The sequence below is a fragment of the Metallosphaera javensis (ex Sakai et al. 2022) genome (assembly GCA_021654415.1).
Classification (GTDB): Archaea; Thermoproteota; Thermoprotei_A; order Sulfolobales; family Sulfolobaceae; genus Metallosphaera; species Metallosphaera javensis.
In genome coordinates this window covers 572,054-589,306 of the sequence record AP024487.1, presented here as the reverse complement: position 1 = coordinate 589,306, position 17,253 = coordinate 572,054, and the positions used below count along the sequence as shown (strand labels likewise).

20 protein-coding genes are annotated in these 17,253 nt (G+C 43.8%); 10 read left to right on the top strand and 10 right to left on the bottom strand.

What is annotated here, in order from left to right; genetic code table 11:
* Window positions 1-41: 41 nt before the first annotated feature.
* Genes lysM through argC form a run of 3 tightly spaced genes read right to left on the bottom strand, consistent with a single transcriptional unit; the run spans window position 42 to window position 2,304 of the window.
* Window positions 42-467, bottom strand: a complete 426-nt coding sequence (gene lysM / locus QVC96_RS03625) for an HTH-type transcriptional regulator LysM (RefSeq protein WP_011921311.1) — start codon at window positions 465-467, stop codon at window positions 42-44.
* On the bottom strand, window positions 464-1,252 hold the full coding sequence (locus tag QVC96_RS03620; RefSeq protein WP_238027239.1) for a [LysW]-aminoadipate/[LysW]-glutamate kinase: 789 nt from the start codon (window positions 1,250-1,252) through the stop codon (window positions 464-466). Before QVC96_RS03620 ends, lysM begins: the two co-directional genes overlap by 4 nt.
* A 2-nt stretch (window positions 1,253-1,254) precedes the next feature.
* Window positions 1,255-2,304 (bottom strand): N-acetyl-gamma-glutamyl-phosphate reductase, encoded by a 1,050-nt coding sequence (gene argC, locus QVC96_RS03615; RefSeq protein ID WP_238027238.1) that lies wholly within the window; start codon window positions 2,302-2,304, stop codon window positions 1,255-1,257.
* Window positions 2,305-2,360: 56 nt separating this feature from the next.
* On the opposite strand from argC, the gene QVC96_RS03610 reads away from it, so the two are divergent.
* The gene (locus QVC96_RS03610; protein ID WP_238027249.1) at window positions 2,361-2,783 is read left to right on the top strand and encodes a hypothetical protein; all 423 of its coding nucleotides are present in this window, start codon (window positions 2,361-2,363) and stop codon (window positions 2,781-2,783) included.
* Here the strand turns inward: QVC96_RS03610 and cedB are convergent.
* The gene (cedB, locus tag QVC96_RS03605) at window positions 2,757-4,532 is read right to left on the bottom strand and encodes a DNA import protein CedB (RefSeq protein ID WP_287689925.1); all 1,776 of its coding nucleotides are present in this window, start codon (window positions 4,530-4,532) and stop codon (window positions 2,757-2,759) included. The two genes, QVC96_RS03610 and cedB, sit on opposite strands and share 27 nt — an antisense overlap.
* Window positions 4,533-4,667: 135 nt before the next feature.
* Here cedB and QVC96_RS03600 point away from each other — a divergent pair, with 135 nt between their 5' ends.
* Window positions 4,668-4,976, top strand: a complete 309-nt coding sequence (locus tag QVC96_RS03600; RefSeq protein ID WP_238027236.1) for a hypothetical protein — start codon at window positions 4,668-4,670, stop codon at window positions 4,974-4,976.
* Window positions 4,977-5,007: 31 nt separating this feature from the next.
* Window positions 5,008-5,877, top strand: coding sequence for an NAD(P)-binding protein (locus QVC96_RS03595; protein ID WP_287689924.1), 870 nt, complete (start codon window positions 5,008-5,010; stop codon window positions 5,875-5,877).
* Here the strand turns inward: QVC96_RS03595 and QVC96_RS03590 are convergent.
* The 3 genes from QVC96_RS03590 to QVC96_RS03580 all read right to left on the bottom strand — a co-directional run bounded on the left by QVC96_RS03590 (window position 5,843) and on the right by QVC96_RS03580 (window position 8,842).
* Entirely contained in the window at window positions 5,843-6,658 is an 816-nt protein-coding gene (locus tag QVC96_RS03590) for a hypothetical protein (protein WP_287689923.1), read from the bottom strand. The two genes, QVC96_RS03595 and QVC96_RS03590, sit on opposite strands and share 35 nt — an antisense overlap.
* Complete coding sequence (locus QVC96_RS03585) at window positions 6,618-6,899, bottom strand: hypothetical protein (protein WP_287689922.1); 282 nt, start codon at window positions 6,897-6,899, stop codon at window positions 6,618-6,620. Before QVC96_RS03585 ends, QVC96_RS03590 begins: the two co-directional genes overlap by 41 nt.
* Before the next feature lie 173 nt (window positions 6,900-7,072).
* Window positions 7,073-8,842, bottom strand: a complete 1,770-nt coding sequence (locus QVC96_RS03580; protein WP_287689921.1) for an Rqc2 family fibronectin-binding protein — start codon at window positions 8,840-8,842, stop codon at window positions 7,073-7,075.
* Window positions 8,843-8,890: 48 nt separating this feature from the next.
* Between QVC96_RS03580 and QVC96_RS03575 the strand changes: the two genes are divergently transcribed.
* The 5 genes from QVC96_RS03575 (at window position 8,891) to QVC96_RS03555 (ending at window position 11,762) form a co-directional block, all read left to right on the top strand.
* Window positions 8,891-9,148, top strand: a complete 258-nt coding sequence (locus tag QVC96_RS03575; RefSeq protein WP_238027231.1) for a hypothetical protein — start codon at window positions 8,891-8,893, stop codon at window positions 9,146-9,148.
* Window positions 9,145-9,645, top strand: coding sequence for a Mut7-C RNAse domain-containing protein (locus QVC96_RS03570; protein ID WP_238027230.1), 501 nt, complete (start codon window positions 9,145-9,147; stop codon window positions 9,643-9,645). The genes QVC96_RS03575 and QVC96_RS03570 overlap by 4 nt, the downstream gene beginning before the upstream one ends.
* Window positions 9,581-10,246: a TIGR00296 family protein gene (locus QVC96_RS03565; RefSeq protein WP_255776296.1), complete on the top strand. Its 666-nt coding sequence runs from the start codon at window positions 9,581-9,583 to the stop codon at window positions 10,244-10,246. The genes QVC96_RS03570 and QVC96_RS03565 overlap by 65 nt, the downstream gene beginning before the upstream one ends.
* A gap of 104 nt (window positions 10,247-10,350) precedes the next feature.
* A complete protein-coding gene (gene pdo, locus QVC96_RS03560) occupies window positions 10,351-11,043 on the top strand; it encodes a protein disulfide oxidoreductase (protein ID WP_238027247.1) in 693 nt (230 codons plus the stop codon).
* 53 nt (window positions 11,044-11,096) lie between these two features.
* Window positions 11,097-11,762 (top strand): hypothetical protein, encoded by a 666-nt coding sequence (locus QVC96_RS03555; RefSeq protein ID WP_287689920.1) that lies wholly within the window; start codon window positions 11,097-11,099, stop codon window positions 11,760-11,762.
* Here QVC96_RS03555 and dcd read toward each other — a convergent pair.
* Window positions 11,752-12,270: a dCTP deaminase gene (dcd, locus tag QVC96_RS03550; protein WP_238027246.1), complete on the bottom strand. Its 519-nt coding sequence runs from the start codon at window positions 12,268-12,270 to the stop codon at window positions 11,752-11,754. The genes QVC96_RS03555 and dcd overlap by 11 nt on opposite strands.
* 140 nt (window positions 12,271-12,410) lie before the next feature.
* Here dcd and QVC96_RS03545 point away from each other — a divergent pair, with 140 nt between their 5' ends.
* Both QVC96_RS03545 and QVC96_RS03540 read left to right on the top strand, forming a co-directional pair.
* Window positions 12,411-14,207 (top strand): ATP-dependent DNA ligase, encoded by a 1,797-nt coding sequence (locus tag QVC96_RS03545; protein ID WP_287689919.1) that lies wholly within the window; start codon window positions 12,411-12,413, stop codon window positions 14,205-14,207.
* A 22-nt stretch (window positions 14,208-14,229) separates the two neighbouring features.
* On the top strand, window positions 14,230-15,216 hold the full coding sequence (locus QVC96_RS03540) for an MBL fold metallo-hydrolase (protein ID WP_238027227.1): 987 nt from the start codon (window positions 14,230-14,232) through the stop codon (window positions 15,214-15,216).
* A gap of 3 nt (window positions 15,217-15,219) precedes the next feature.
* Here the strand turns inward: QVC96_RS03540 and QVC96_RS03535 are convergent, their stop codons facing one another.
* Together QVC96_RS03535 and QVC96_RS03530 are read right to left on the bottom strand one after the other, a co-directional pair.
* Window positions 15,220-15,723 carry a biotin/lipoyl-binding protein gene (locus QVC96_RS03535; protein ID WP_238027226.1) on the bottom strand — a complete coding sequence of 168 codons (504 nt, stop codon included), beginning with the start codon at window positions 15,721-15,723 and terminating at the stop codon, window positions 15,220-15,222.
* The gene (locus tag QVC96_RS03530) at window positions 15,720-17,252 is read right to left on the bottom strand and encodes an acetyl-CoA carboxylase biotin carboxylase subunit (protein WP_238027225.1); all 1,533 of its coding nucleotides are present in this window, start codon (window positions 17,250-17,252) and stop codon (window positions 15,720-15,722) included. Before QVC96_RS03530 ends, QVC96_RS03535 begins: the two co-directional genes overlap by 4 nt.
* Window position 17,253 lies beyond the last annotated feature (1 nt).

Here is a 17,253-nt window from a genome sequence, read left to right as displayed (position 1 = left end):
TTCAGCATTCAAAAGCTTTTATGAAAATAAATAGTTCGAACTTAGAACCAGGTCCTAAGGATTATAGTACTATTTGTGCCCATAACACCTTGTATGCTTCTTATTTCATCAATGGTCCTGTTAATAGATGAGATATTTATGCCTCGTACAATGACAATGATATCATAGTCCCCTGTGGTCTCGTATACCGTTTCCACACCTGGAGTTTTGGCTATTTTCTTAGAAATTTCCGGCGTTGGGATTTGAGGGGTTGATTTCACCATCACTATGGCCTTAACCTCATTCTCTAGCTCATAATCTATTGTAAACCTTTTAATCACACCCAGTTTGGTTAATTTCTCAATTCTTTTTCTGATTGCAGCCTCACTCACCTTCAGGTCCTTGGCTATCATTGTGTACGGAGTGCGGGCATTCTTCTTCAGAACTTCCAGTATTTTGATATCCTTTGCGTCTATTTTCTCACTCATGATATCTCAGTCCCCCTACCTCCTAGGGCTGAATTTATGGCATCGGGAACCAAACCTGAACCAATTATCACCTTGCTTACCCCCGACTCCACACTCTCGGCGGCCATGAGAACTTTCCTGTTCATTCCAGGCCCTATTTTCATGGATAATTCCTTTGCTTCCTCCTTGGTTAACTTGCGTATAACAGATCCGTTCAGGAGCACCCCATCAACGTCAGACAGGAGAAGTAAAGCTTCGGCCTTAACAGCTTTAGCAACGTTAAAAGCCATCTGATCTCCATCAACGTTAAGGGGAGTGCCCTCCTCTGTATCCAGAGCTATAGGCGAAACCACCACTACATCAACCAGCGAGGCTATGGATGACATTAACTGCGAATTCACCGAAACTATTTTCCCCGTGTAACCTCCGTCAATTATTCGCTTCTTTCCCCTCTCATCCAAGATCATGATCCTCTTTTTCCTTGTACCTATAACTGCTCCTCCATCAACTCCAGTAATGCCAATAGCGCTCTTTCCCCTGCTTATAAGCTGGGTAACGATGTTCTTATTGATTAAACCCATGGTCATAATATAAACATCTAACTCCTCCCTGCTTGTATACCTGCTCCTTATGCCCTCAGGCGATGTAACGAACGTGGGCTCCATGCCCATCCTTTTTGTATATTCGGTGACTATGTCCCCTCCCCCATGAACCAATATCATTTTTCCCTGATAGCTCAGAACACTCTCTACGATGTTCTGAAGAGCGTTCTTCACTACCCTTCCGCCAATTTTTACCACTATCATGGCTAAGCAGGCCTCAGAGGTGGTAATCTAAGTCCTTCATCCTCATTGAATCCTCTTGATATATTGAAACTCTGGACTGCCTGACCAGCTGCCCCCTTCATGAGATTGTCTATTGCAGAAAACATGGTGAGTCTCCTCACCCTCTTCTCGTTAGCAAATCCAATGTCCGCAAAATTGCTACCTATAATGTACTTGGGATCTGGATATGGATGGATTCCTCCCCTTATGATTCTCACAAATTTCTTCCCCCTGTAGAATTCGGCAATCTTTTTCCATATATCCATGTCATCCATTTCACTCTCAGTCCACATGTGTACAGAAGCCATGGCTCCCCTAACGCTACTAATCGCGTGAGGAACTATACTCACTTCAACTTGTTTGTTGGCTATTGCAGAGAGCTCCTGCTCGGCCTCTGCAGCATGCCTGTGCCCATCAGCCTCATAGGGTCTTATGGCATTCTGCCTCTCAGGATGATGGCTTCCCTCAGAGGGCTTTGCTCCACCTTCGCTGCTTGACACCTTGACATCGCTAACGAACTTCATATCCTTGACGAATCCCCACTTAACCGCAGGGGCGAGCGCAAGGATTGTGGCAGTGGCATTACAACCTGGAGAGGCAATGAGCTTAGCCCCCTTCAATTCTTCCCCATGAAGCTCTGGTAGACCATAGACTGCCTTCTTCAAAAGGTCTGGATATGGATGTTCAATCCCATACCAGTATTTGTATACCTCTGGGTTCTTCAGCCTGAAGTCTGCGCTCAGATCAACAACCTGTAGCCCTATCTCAAGCAACTTTGGAACGTAGTTGAGCGAAACACCATGGGGTAACCCTAGGAATACTACGTCCGCCTTATCCCCTATTTTGTCCATTGAAAAATTTGTGAAGTTCATTGTGTAAAATCCCTTGAGGTTGGGATGGATCAAGGATATGGGTTTGCCCGCATACTCCCTGGATGTTACCATGGTCACTTCCACTTGTGGATGCACCGCTAGCAATCTGAGGAGTTCTCCTCCAGTATAACCCGAACCTCCGATTATTGCAGTTCGTATCATCTGCAAACTTAACTAACACCTTGCTTATAAATAATACTGGGGACTTATTAGTGGATGTGGAGGCTAATACAGACGAACTAAGGAAGTTCCTTGAGGGAAAGATTTCCTCGCTAAAGAAGGAATTAGAGTTCTATGAATATCTTCTCAGCATGATTGAGTCGGGCTATGTCCCTTCTAGAGGGGGTAAGGTAAGTCTAGATTATATAAAAAACAGAAAGGGAGAAATCATCGGTGAGATATATTTTTCTCCTCCTTCTATGAAAATCCTTGTTAAGAAGAGGTTAAGCTTACCCAAGAGTTACATGAATGCCATGAGTAAAATCCTTGAGGATACGAAGCTCACGGATAAGGTGGAATATAATATAGTGCTGGATAAGGAGGACATAAAGGAAATATCAATTAACGGAGTTAAGGATGAGCTTCTGTATAACAAGATAAAGGCAGGGCTCCAGTCAATTCTGGAGAGAGCCTCCAGTTAATGGCCTGTGGGCCACTAGGATTGGCCTAGGATCTCCTAGGAACCTCACCAGCATCTCTCCCCTACCCAGAAAGGTTAACCTGTTTTCCACTTCACTATCTAGAATGTTCGAGTACCTCTTGACCACTTCCCTCCAGAAATTCTTGTCCCCATTGTTCATAAAGCACAGGGTGCCTATGTTGTCCATGAAAACATCCGCGTTTTCTCCCAGGTCCTGTATGTTCTGAGTGGCCATGAGTAATGAAATACCATGACCCCTTCCCCTCTTGACTAGATCGCCTATGATTCCGTACTCGTCGTCTTCCTTGAGAATTGTCCATGCCTCATCCACGACTATGCCTACCCTGAGCCCTACATCAGCGTCGGACGAGTAATTTGCGTAAAGCACGGAAATGAAGGAGTATATGACGAATCTCCTTAACGTTTCGTCCTTGAGTTGAGTCAAATCTATCACATTTATTCCGTTAGTAATACCTTCCATAATGAAAGGACCGTCTGAGTCGAAAGCATCCACAAGTTCCAGTGATCTTCTGATGGAATATCTATTCGCTATTTCCTCGTCCTTTATAATTGTTCTCCATTCGGGCTTTCTATGAACTTCTCCCAGATGCCTATTTAGCACGTTAAAAAGTATGGCTCTCTCCTCTCTATCCAGTTTAAATGATACTCCGATAATTTTTTCTAAAAATAGTGGTTTAATTGATGGAGCCACATAGGGAGAATCCAGTAGCTTGAGCGAATAGAAAAACGGATTTAGAACCCTGAAACTGAAACCGTATCTTTTCAGTCTCGTCCTAATGTCTCCCTTAACGTCGAAAAATATAACTGGGATAGAGTATTGAAGTGACATTAAACTTCCAAGCCAGATAAGAAGTTCGGTTTTTCCTGCACCTGAGGGTCCGATTATCATTATATGGGAGTTCTCAGACCTTTCAATATTCCAGAACACAGGAATCTGTCTTTCCATATCCTTTCCTATATATATCCCATCTCCCCACCTCTCCACAAGCGGCATCTTCTCCAAGGAGAAGGGTGTAAGAAAGGGTATCTGGGAGGGCAATCCTTCTCCCCTAAATTTAGTTAGGCCCAGGGATAGAATGTCCTCTATCTCTCTCACCGTTGCAAATCTAGATTTGATGTTAAGGCTCTCCAGACCCCGTATGAGCACCTCGCCGAGACTTCTCGCTTCCTGTTTATCCTTTCCGTGGATCAGCAGAACCACTTGATATGAGAAGGGTTTCTCTCCCTGTTCCAGTCTACTCAAAATGGCCTGAAGAAGCTCCATCTCCTTTTTGGCCCTCGCATTCGATGGATCGTTTTCTATTATTATTCTAAGATTCTGTAATTTATTTAGTAATCTTTCAGTATATAATTTCTGATCTATATACTTCTTTCTAAAGATAATATCCACATGTTCACCTATATTAGTTATTTTGTGAAAGGCATTTATTGAGGCTCTTAATGAGGAATCTGAGAGATCCCTATAATCATAGGGAATGTCATCTACAACTATGACTCCTATAGCTGACTTATCACGAGTCACGACCCCCTTTTCTATAAGGTATGATGACGCTTCTCCTCTCCTAGGCGAAAAATTGACGTTGAGGGGGATTTTTATTGTTCCAGAGTATAACATGAGAATTAATACTACACCTAGTAGGGAAAGGAGGAAAGGGTTTCTATATAGTAATGCAAGGATCACAGGAAGTAAGAGTATAACGTAGGGCGTATATCTGTCGAATATCTCCATCCGTAATCGAATGATATTGGGTAATAAAATGTAAGGACTGTTCAACGAAACTATTTCCAATAGTGGACTTCATCGATGAGGTAATATGGGGGTAGATATTTTAAATCAAATAAATGGACGAATGATTATTTTGATATGAAGACCATTAGGGTGATCTTTGGGATCAACGGTGATCAAGGCGTAATTCCGATGATTTACCAGGTTATCAGGTCGTTTCAGGTTCAAAACCTGAGGGTGGAGGTCTCTATGGACTTGCTGTATGACCTCATGTACCCTACCATAGAGTATGACGGAATCAGAACCACCCTAGATTACCTTAGCGATGATGAGATGAGAGAGCAAATAATGAAACTGATAAGAGGAGAAATTTCCATACAGAGGTCACCCAAGTTACCTGTATTCAAGGACGATAAGGTCATAAGTGACGGTGTATTTGCATCTTAAACTTTATTGATATAATTTATCACGGGTACTTGTGAGCTTGGTTATTGGGGCTGGAATAGCAGGGTTAGTGTTGGCTCAGCGTGAAGGGGCAATAATAATCGAGGAACAGGCAAATTTTGGAGGATTGTATGGAACTGAGGAGATAAACGAGCTCAGGATACCGGCCTTACCTCCCTTGATAGAAAGGGAGAGGGAAATCCTCGAGATATACCCAGACGCAGATATATCTGAAATTAACCTCTCAATTAAAGTCATTGATGAGGAGCATCTGAGGGCAAAGATTTGCCCGATTTGTAATTCACTTCCCAACTGGTTGTTTCCCTCTAGAAAATCCCTCTTTGTAAAAAATTTTCCAGAGATATTGGATTATTTGGCAAGGAAGGTTAAAATAGTGAGAGGTTACCCAGTTAAGATAACCAGAGGGACCTTATTCACCAATAGAGGAGTCTATGATTTTAACAGGCTCATAAACACTGGATCTAGGCAGAGGATTAACAGGAGTCTGGGTCTAAACGAGAGAATAGATGCGATAGGCTGCCTTGTCCTACAGATAGTTACAGGTCATGAAATTGGGGATTGGGACGTGTATATTAACGGAAAATCTGGTACCATATTCACCCACATTTTAAGGTATCCAAGTGATAAACAGTACTACATTTATAGTTTTTATAATAGGGGTAAGCTTCCGGACGTGGACAGAGTCGTCCTAGATCTCAAAAGAGCCAGATTAATTGAATCCAGAGAGGATATTCTGTCATTGAGGGCCAGATACATCAATGAATGCCTCCTTTTTGGTGAGAAGGAAAAACGTAGACCCGAATTTTTAAGGGAATGTGGCAGGCTAGGAGCCTGGGAGAATATGAGTCTCAGTGATGCAATACGTTCAGCCCTAGAGTGCTAAAGACCTCCGAAAACTGAAGGGCGTACACTGACGCCAGTCTGGTGTCGAATCCATTGAGTCTCAACGTGAAATAGGTTCCCAAAAGAAAATCGCCGTTCCCCACCTCATAATTCCCCACCAGTTCTGGTTCCAATTTTAATTGCCCATTCTTGGTATATAACTGGAATCCTTTATGTCCGTCGGAAATAATTATCTCTTGATATCCCATCTCGTGCAGGTCACTTATAGATAGACCACTGGCCATCAGTTCGTCTCTGTTGGCGTGAAATACTGAAAGCTCCGATTTAACGCTCACATTGAACCTGTTGGTGTTCTGGATTTCCTCGCCTTCCACACAATTCCTTATGAAGCCCTGTATATCCACAGCTACGGCCTTGAATTCAAAGGTAGTGGAAGGTATCTCCCCGCAAACTGGATTCAGTAATATCCCATCCCAAGAGGATAATTTTTCCATATCGATGGGCATTTTACCGTGGGAGAATTTCAAGGTCAACTTCCTTCCTTTTTCGTCCAAAACTAAAAGAAATCTCATGGTACGCTCAAACACTATCTTTTCAATTACTTCTAGGTAAGATGGTAAACTGTAATTAAAATCCTTTCCAATGGAGATATACCCTCCAGCGAGACCCCCAGCAATCGTTACCCCTAGACCTGAATAGATGGGGGCCCCTCCAGGTCTCTCAAGTGACTGTTTACCGTACACTATTTCATCTATGGTCATTGCCCCCACTATGGCCACCCTACTCTTCCTCCTCATCTTCCTCGCCTCCTTCTTCCTCATCCTCAACCTCCCTGTGTTTCTTCTTATTCCAGAGCTCATACCTATGAGCCAATAAGTGGCTTAACAAATCCTCTTGATTGAAGAAGTACGAGCCTGAATTCGGAATTCCTCCTTTCAGGCAATCTGGCCCGCATCTGGGACATAGATACAGCCTTGTTTCCTTATCATAACATACCGTCTCTTGCCTTCCATTAACTGTGACCTTGATCAGTTCCCATTTCGGGGCCCATCGGCTTGACATTGACAATCTATCTTGTAATCAACAATTAAAAAGTAGATTTGCTTCCGTGACTTAGGTGCGGGTTATCATTCGCTATGGTTAAAGTGGATATAAAGTTATTATCTTAAAGAATGTTAAAAATATTTTTAGGAAAATATAGCTCTCCAGAAATTATTTTATGAAAACCTCGGTACCTATCCCCTAGATTGATAGGAAATGGCCAGATGCTGAGCTGTGCCCTTAATTTTAGACTTTCCAGGAATAACCTTCACTATTTCATCCCTCAATGCCTTAATCCCGTCCACGCCTAATTCCCTGGCAAATATCCTAGTTATCCTGTCCCCCAGTTTCTCTGGATCCGAATCTCCAGGAGTTATGGTAACATATACCTTACATCTTTTTGAAATGGTATCCAATGAACCTACCTCCACCCTATAGCCATTTTCCACATTTACCCCAATGGTCAGCTCCAATCTAACATTCTTGATGTAATTCTTTTTCCCGTAGATCATGAAAGATCCCTTGGGCAAATATTCACCCGACGGGGGTGACTTTGACACCTGATCACCGTAAACCCAAAACACGTCAATGCTGGCCAGCCCCAATTTCCACGCCTTAGAATAGCAACCTGCCAGCACCGCAGCATCCGCTAGATCCTGCTCCTTTATATCAATGGGGTTCTTGATCACAGTTGCAGGCGCTCCTTGGATATCGGCGTGCATAAAGATGTCCTTGTCGTCAAGCATTCTCTTCACAATACTTTCATTCTGGTCAATATCCCTTCCAGCTATTACGATGAAACCGTTTGATGTAATTGTCCAATGATACTTCTCGTACCACTCCTTCTTCCTTACCAAGATCTTACTTCCCTCGACGATCTCCTTGGACTTCGCAGCAATCTCCTGTTTTTTCTTCTCTAACTCGCTTATGGTATCCTTAGTTTTCTTTACTTTATTGTCCAGTTCCTTCGCCCTTTCGAAATACTGGGACGCGTTCTTAGAAACCGAAATTTTTGGGTCTATCTCTATTTTCAATCCATCTATTTCTATTTCCTTAATTCCTTTCCCTATTTTTTCTTCCACATCTAGGTAATTATTCATGATTGCCTGACCTTTCTTTCTTAAAATTTCAGCCTCCTCTTCCATTTTGACTAGGGCTTCCTTTAACTTGGAAATTGTTGCCTCTAGCCTCTTCTCCTCTCCCTCATCAACAAGTTTCTCGAGGTCAATCTTTTCCAGCGAAGTGAAGTAATCATCTAGAGCCTCATTATAACTTGTTCTCTCACTACATCCTGGAAACCGGATCGGCCAAACAGTCTTCTCAAGGTCCACACACGGTTCAATTATGCCATGCTGTATGTCCTGCATCACTTTTTCCAGTTTCTCCTTGGCCTCCTTTAACTCCTCTAGATTATTCGCTTTAATGGACAAAATATTAAGAAATTCCTGAGGTGCTCCCAGAACCCTGTAGAGAGCTCCTTTTTTCAGGTAACCTTCAATTTCGTTAGGCTGGAGCTCGGTTGGAGCTGGAGGCAGAACATAGAGTTCTCCAGACCTCAGAATCCGATCCTTGAATTCCCTTTGCTCCAACGTAAACTTGATCCTGTTCTCGTTATCGGTTACAACTAAGGTTCCCTTTGGGAGGAGCTCTATGTAAACAATTTTATCTTTCAATTTCATTTGCAAAATTCTCTCTCCGTTGACTACACCCACGCCCTCTATGAGCTCTCCCCTTATTAGCTCACGTAACATCTTGGCCTTAGAGTCAAGAAGTCGCTCTCGGTTAAACCTTGTGAAGTGTATCCTTTTACCAGGCTGCACAACCAGCTGAGAGTCTCCGCTGGGACAATGTATGACAAAGATGTATAATTGGGGGAGATTGGTGGAGAAGATATTGTCTATTCTACAACCCTCCAGCTTACCCCTATTCTCCGCTAACCAAGCAACTAGATCAATATAGCTCATTGAAAGTTTCCTTGATAACTTTATAGACATAATTCCGTAAGCTATAGTGTGGAGCCTGAGGATAAATTATTAGTTTTTAGAGGGATTTTAGGAGGAGTTGCAGGTCTCCTTTCGGCCTTTACGCAAAGTATATACTACTCACTGGCTATAGTGGTGGCCATCTACCTTCTTTCCCTACCCCTAGCCACATTCGGACTTAGAATGAAATTGGGGAGATCCGTCTACACCAAGGGAATTATAACACTAATTGTTGCATGGTTTTTAATATTGATTATAGCATACAACAGCCTAGTTCAAGTTCCATGACCTATCAGAAGTTTATTGTCGATGCCATGCTGGGCAAACTGGCACGATGGCTCAGGATTTTAGGTTACGACACTCTCTACTTTAAGGATATAGAAGACTGGAAAATACTGAAAATAGCGAAAAACGAGAACAGGATTGTATTAACTAGGGATAGGGCTCTCTGCAATAGGGCCAAGAAGAACTCCATAGAGTGTTTCCTAGTATTACCAGATGAGGAGATAGAGAAGACGCTGGCCCTTCTCTCGCGTAAATATGAACTGTTACTGGATATTAACCCTGATGCGTCAAGATGTTCAGAATGTAATGGGATACTCGAAAAAAAGGATAAGAACCTTTGGATATGCACCAGGTGTAAAAAGGAATACTGGAAGGGCAAGCATTGGGACACGATTACTGAGATCCTTATTAAGGCCAGAGCACTGAAGGATTCATATGGAACTCCTAAGCATAGGGGACATAGACCAACGAGTAGGGAAGGAACTAGTGAGAATAGCTAGGTCGTCCATAGAGAGGAGGTTAAGGGGAAGTAAAGAGAATCTAAAATTTGAAGATCCAATCCTAGATAAATACGGGATGGCGTTTGTTACCCTCGAATCTGACCTTGGAGGCAGGTATGAACTTAGGGGTTGCATAGGCTACATAGAGGCAGTTGCACCCATAAGGGAGATTGTTTCTAAGGCCGCGCTGGCCGCCGCGTTCTCCGATCCCAGGTTTCCGCCCGTCAGGGCTGAAGAATTGGATCGGCTGGTGGTGGAGGTCACTATACTCACCAAGCCTGAAACTATCACAGTTGACGATCGCAGGAAATTACCCTCCATGGTCGAAGTTGGCAAAGATGGCCTCATCGTGGAAAAGGGTGTCATGTACTCTGGTTTGCTTCTTCCACAAGTTCCTGTAGAATATTGCTGGGACTCTGAAACATTCCTGGCGGAAACCTGCATAAAGGCGGGGTTGATGCCCGATTGCTGGCTTGAGAACTCAGTTAAAATTAAAAAATTTCAAGGCATAATTATCAGAGAGGAATCACCAAATGGAAATATAATAATCATGAGGCCATCGGACGTTAAGTGCAAGCTTCCGCTAACACCCACTGATTAACTTTACTTCCGAAATTTACTTTAATCTATACTACTACTCCTCAATTTCTAACCTTTATGATAAACTTTTATTTCCCCGGAATCTAGGTATAAAGAGTGATAAAGATGGAGGAAGAATATGCTGAGCTATTCACAGAGGATGTGAAGAATGCGCTTGTGGACGCTTTAAGGGACATGAAAGGTGAAGTTGAAGCTCACGTCTTTATAGACTCGAGCAACCCCAATTGTCAGTACTGTGGTGTTACCGAGAAGTTTATGGAATTTGTGAGACAGGCCTCGCCAAAGGGACCAAACGGAGATTACTTACTGAAGGTAAAGGTACATGATCTTGCAAAGGATAAGGAGTCATTTACAAAGTACGAAGTCTCCAGAGTTCCCACAGTCGCCTTCTTGGACGGCAAGATAAGATGGACCGGTGCACCCCTTGGAGAGGAGATAAGAGCGCTAGTAGAAACCATAGTTAGATTATCTCAAGGTGAGAGCGGGTTAAGCCCTGAAACTGTGAACGCAATAAAGGAGAAGCTTAACGGAAAGGTAAAGGTTGAAGTGATGGTTACTCCCTCTTGCCCCTACTGTCCCTACGCAGCGCTCCTAGCTCACATGGTGGCTTACGAAGCTTGCAAGGCGGATAAATGTAACGTGATCTCCGATGTTGTGGAGTCCTATGAGAATCCTGACATAGCTGAGAAATACCAGGTTATGTCAGTACCCACAGTAGCCGTAAACGAGTCCGTGGAGTTCATAGGAGTACCACAGGAAGAGAACTTCTTGAACACTCTCCTGGAAAAGCAAACGTAGTATTACTTTTTACAATCAAATTTTTATGTATCGATAATTGAGATATTTCTTAGATGAGAAGTCTCATTATAAAGTTGTCAGATGAGGAATTCAAGAGACTGGAGGAGGAAGCTAGGAATAACGGTTTTGTACTCCTTTCAGAGTATGTGAAATATAGGTTATTCGGTAACTCTTTCACTTCCAGTCCAAGATCTCAAGATACTAAAACGATTGAAGATGTGGTTAACCCTCTTACCGTGGAGCTACTTAATGTGAAGAAAAAGCTTGGAGAACTGGCTGAGAGGGTGGAAACTATTGAGACAACTATCTCGACAAAACCAGGAACTCAGCCCCAGGAAATGAAGAGAGATAGGAGAGATGAGCGAAAAGAGGAAAAAAGGCCACCTCAACAGCAGGAGAGGAGAAGCGCTATAGACTATCTTAAGGAACAGGGGGTGATGTACGAGAGCAAGTTATCTAATCTCAAAAACCCTGACGCCTTCTTTGATAGATTGGAATCGCAGGGGGCTAAAATAATCTGGACCGCTGAAGAGAGAATAGCTGTGGATCCCACATTCTTTCAGAATTTCCTCAATAAGTTAACCCAAATTCACACACCAGACGAGACCGAAGCCCAGAAGTATCTATCGAAACAGGAACATGAACTGTTCCAAAAACTCAGGAAGACCGGAAGCATTTATTTCGATAATCAAGATAAATTCTGGAAACTCACTTCGTGAACTTTGGTGTGGTAACTCCCTTTTGTCCCTGATATTTTCCCTTGTAGGGATTCTCCACGGGCGTCAGTGTTTTCGCAAAGATTAGATGAAGGAACCTAGTCCCTTTCCTCAATTTTATGGGAAATCCAGACCCCATTACCTCTATGGTCAGCTGTCCCTCAAAGCCTGCATCAACGATAGTGGGAGGAACTAGAAGGCCCAGTCTGGCGAAACTGGACCTCATGTTCACGAATGCCATCACATCTGGAGGAAGCCTGAGATATTCCTCTGTTACCATCAGGACATGTTCGTTGGGCCAGATGATGAACTCATCCCCCTTCTCCCTGATGAAGAACTCATCCGGGTTCATACCTTCCTCGAAGGGCTTATCCACTTTCTTGAACCTGGCGATCTCACCACCTACTCTCATATCAATTCCGTTTTCCCTAACGCTATCTTCTGTCAGTGGATCCACTAGAATCCACTTCTTCTCCAAGTAGTATTTGAGATCCCTATCTCCCAGAATCATCTCCTTTACAATATTCTCCAATTGTGTTGATAAGGTAGATGGCCCCAATCACAACATCAGAGTAACTCTGATACTTCATCACTCAGCTCCTAGCCCTCATCACTAATCCTATTTAAGTTGCCACTTACAAATAATCATATATGAAGTTTAAGCTTATCGCGGAATATTTTGATAGACTTGAAAAAATATCCTCTAGAATACAGCTAACATCTCTACTTTCTGACCTATTCAAGAACACTGATAGGGAGGTAATAGACAAGGTGGTATACCTGATTCAGGGAAGGTTATGGCCAGACTTCACTGGAATGCCTGAGATAGGCATGGGCGAGAAATTCCTGATTAAGGCTGTTGCAATGGCATACGGGAATAAGGAAGAAGAGGTAGAAAAATTGTATAAGAGCGTAGGTGACTTGGGTGAAGTTGCCTACTCTTTGAGGAGTAAGGTAAAGGGAGTCAGTATTTTATCCTTCGTTGGAGGATCTCAGGAAGCCGGAGAGCTTGAAGTCACTGAGGTCTACAATGAGCTGGTAAAGATAGCCACTAGCACTGGAGAGGGAAGCAGAGACATCAAAATAAGAATCTTCGCGGGTCTGATCAAGAAGGCAACTCCCATAGAGGCCAAGTACCTGGTAAGGTTCGTTGAGGGTAGATTGAGGCTGGGAATAGGTGACGCAACAGTGCTAGATGCCCTAGCCATAACATATGGTGGGTCGGCAGACTACAGACCCATAGTGGAAAGGGCTTACAACCTGAGGGCCGACCTAGGCGATATAGCTAGGATAATAGCGACCGAAGGAATAGAGAAGTTGAAAAATATTTCTCCAACTCCTGGAATTCCTATTAGACCAATGCTGGCTGAGAGGCTACCTGATCCTGAGGAGATAATGGAAAAGATGAACGGAAAGGCCCTGGTGGATTACAAATATGATGGTGAAAGGGCTCAGATTCACAAGAGCGGAGATAAGGTAACCATCTTCTCCAGGAGAATGGAAAATATAACCGATCAGTACATTGATGTTACGGAATACGTCAAGCAATCCGTCAAGGGCGATAATTTCATTGTAGAGGGCGAGATCGTACCCGTGGATCCGGAAAGCGGTGAAATGAGACCTTTCCAGGAACTTATGCATAGAAGAAGGAAAAACAACATCGCTGAGGCTATCAAGGAATATCCAGTAAACCTTTTCCTTTTCGATTTAATGCTCTTTAATGGCGAGGACTACACCACCAAACCACTTCCGGAGAGAAGGGCCAAACTGGAGGAGGCCTTAACCAGTAACGACAAGATTTATATTGCTTCGCATATAATTGCTGATAATGTAGATAAACTGAAAAACTACTTCTACCAGGCGATATCTGAGGGTGCTGAAGGCGTTATGGTAAAATCCATAGGGCCTGACTCCATATATCAGGCAGGATCAAGAGGGTGGCTTTGGATCAAGTTAAAGAGGGATTACCAAAGTGAGATGGCCGACACGGTGGATCTGGTAGTTGTGGGAGCCTTTTACGGAAAGGGTAAGAGGGGCGGTAAGTTCAGTTCCCTACTGATGGCCGCTTATAACCCTGAGAAGGACGTGTTCGAGACAGTTTGTAAGGTAGCCTCTGGTTTCAGCGATCAGGAACTGGATGAATTGCAGAGGAAAATAAACGAGCTAAGGAGGGAGCAGAAACATCCGAGGGTAGTATCTGACATGATCCCAGATGTCTGGGTGTCTCCGACTCTTGTGGCTGAGGTAATAGGCGCCGAAATAACAATCTCTCCCCTTCACACATGTTGCAGAAACGAGAAAGGAGGACTCTCTATAAGATTTCCGAGATTCATCAGATGGAGAGATGATAAGAGCCCTGAAGATGCCACAACCAACCAAGAGATCATGGAGATGTACTCAAAACAGCTCAAGAAGATCGAGGAAAAGCCTGTAGATGAAAATATCTAGATCTAAGAGCTATTACCTCTGAATGAATGTTCGTATAGAGAGGAATGGCGCTATACTCATTGGTGAAAATTTCACCGTAGACGGACATTGGAAGAGGAACTTCAGGATAGTCACACACTTTCATTCGGATCACACACTGCAACTTTCCAGTAGCGTGAAAGAATGCATAGGGGTAATAGCTACTCCCCCGACCATGAAGGTGCTGGAGGTCCTCGGTTACAAGATAGCCAAAAACAAGAGGCTGGATCTGAACTATGGAGTAACCATTAACGTGGATCATGAGAGACTAACCCTCCACCCCTCAGATCACGTTTTTGGATCTGCTCAGGTGGAGATTGTTACAGCAAGCCAGGAGACGATAGCCTACACTGGGGATTTCAAAAACCCAGTGAAGGGAACTCCCATACTCAATCCTGACGTCCTGATCATTGAGTCGACCTACGGAAAGCCGGAATTCACAAGGAAATTCAAGGGAGAGGTTGAACAGTTGATGTCCGATACAGTTAACGATGCGGTGGTGAAAATGCCTGTCAGAATATACGGATATCACGGTAAACTGCAGGAGGTAATGAGGGTACTACGGAGGAACGGTATAATAGCCCCCTTCGTGGTTAGCGGAAAAGTGGAGGATATAACTAGAATTGCCATCTCAAGCGGAATGGAACTAAGCGACGTTTTTTCCAGGGAGGAGGCGGAAGCTCAGGGTATACTTAGGGACGGATGGTACATAGAGTTCCTACACTTCAATCAATTCAAGAACAGGGATTCCCTACATGTTAATTTCCTTCTTTCTGGGTGGGAATTTGAAACACCTATTAAGAGGATAGATAAAGTCTCCTCTAGTATAGCGTTCAGCGATCATGCTGACTTTGAGGACCTCATTTATTACGTGGATAACTCCAAGGCAAAACTGGTAATTGCAGAAGGTGGAAGAAGAGGTTACTCAAAGGAACTCTCTAAACATATAAGAAATATTCTAAAAAGAAACTCAATAAGTCTTCCAGAATAGCTATTACTTTATCACGATCAGAATATCTCCCTTCTTTACTCCCTGGCCTGCCTTGACCAATATCTTCTCCACTAACCCGCTTATGGGGGCCGACACTATGGTCTCGGATTTCATAGCCTCAATTGATAAGAGGGGTTGTCCCTTGTTTACGGCATCTCCTTCCTTAACTCTTACCTGAACTACCCTACCCTGCAATGGTGATATAACCTCACCCTCCTTGCCCTTAATCATTTCGTCCAGTGTTTGTCCTTCCTGCGTCGGAAGCTCGGTAACCCTCTCAGCTCTGAATATCTTGGCGTTGTCAAGGATTATCCAGCCGTTGTCTAGGAAGACTCTATGCAATTCACCGTTGATCTTGAGGATAATCTCCCCCTCTCTGGTGCCTTGACCGACATATTCTATTTCAAACTCGTTATTCTCGGTCTTCAATCTGTCCTTATTGTCCTTCTGGTCTTGGGCAACTATGAAGGCATCTCCACTATCCGAGTGAACCCTGTAGAGCTTCATCCCCACATCACCCTAGGAGAACTCTGCATCATTATACCGTAATTCTTCCATCCTGATCCCGGCTTTGCCTGCTCTTGAGGGGCGGAAACTTTCTTCCTGAGAAGTCCTCTGCTTTGGAGAACCACAGCTACTGAGGCCATCATCTCTTCTTCCTCCTTCAACTTCTTAACCATTGAGTCAACCTTCTGAGAGATGTAGGCAGTGCTAAACCTTCCTTCCTGAAAATCTGGATCCCTCATTATGAGCTTGTACAAAGGTATAGTGGTTTTAACTCCACCAATCTTGTAGTCATCAAGAGCTCTCATGGCGGTCTGTATTGCATACTGTCTATCCTCTCCGTAGACTATTAACTTCGAGACTAGTGAATCGTAGAAGGGGGGTACCCAACTTCCCTCAGTTACACCGCTATCCATTCTAACACCCGGTCCGGTGGGCTCTCTATAATATGTGATGAAACCTGAACTTCCACTGAAATTGTTTATGGGATCTTCCGCATTTATCCTAAACTCTATTGCTGCACCTCTCGCCCTCTTGTTGAGTTCCTCCTGGGTGAAAGGTAAATGCTCTCCAGCGGCGAGTCTTATCTGCAATTTCACCAAGTCAATCCTGAATATTAACTCTGTGATGGGGTGCTCCACTTGAAGCCTCTTGTTTAACTCCAGGAAGTAGAACTCCCTGGTGACATCAGAGAACACTGTTTCGAAGGTACCCAACGTAAAGTAGTTAATTAACTTTCCATATTTATAGATGGGTTCAAACATTCGTGATCTCTCTTCCATGGTGATGGCTGGAGACGGTGCCTCCTCAATCAGCTTTTGATTTCTCCTCTGGATTGTACACTCCCTCTCCCACGCTACCACATAGTTTCCATACTTGTCGCCAATCAGCTGAAACTCAATGTGCCTTGGATTAACAGCAGCCTTCTCTATATAAAGGTCTGCCCTTCCGAAAGCCTGTTTTGCTAACCTCTTGTTCCTTTCCCACACATCAATGAGCTGATCTGGGGTATCAACCTTTGTTATACCAACTCCTCCACCTCCGCTGGCGGCCTTGACCATAATAGGATATCCTATCTTTTCCGCCAGCTTCAAGGCCTCATCAAGGGACTCCACAGGACCGTCAGATCCTGGTGCTATGGGCACTCCTGATAACTGAGCTATCCTCTTCCCGTCAAGCTTATCCTTTATCTTCCTCATTACCTCTGCGGAGGGACCAATATAGGTCATGCCTGCCTTCTCCACTGCTTCTACGAAGTCTGCGTTCTCTGACAGAAATCCGTATCCAGGATGGACTGCGTCTGCGTGTGCCTTCTCTGCAGCATCTATGATATGGGGTATGTTAAGGTAACTTTCTAGGGCCGGCGATGGGCCAATGTAGTAGGCTTCATCCGCATATTTCACGTGCAATGCGTATTTGTCCGCCTCGGAGTAAACAGCGATAGCTGTCATTCCCATTTCCTTTACTGCCTTCATTACCCTTACCGCGATTTCTCCTCTATTTGCGACCAAAACTCTACCAAACGGTGGCATA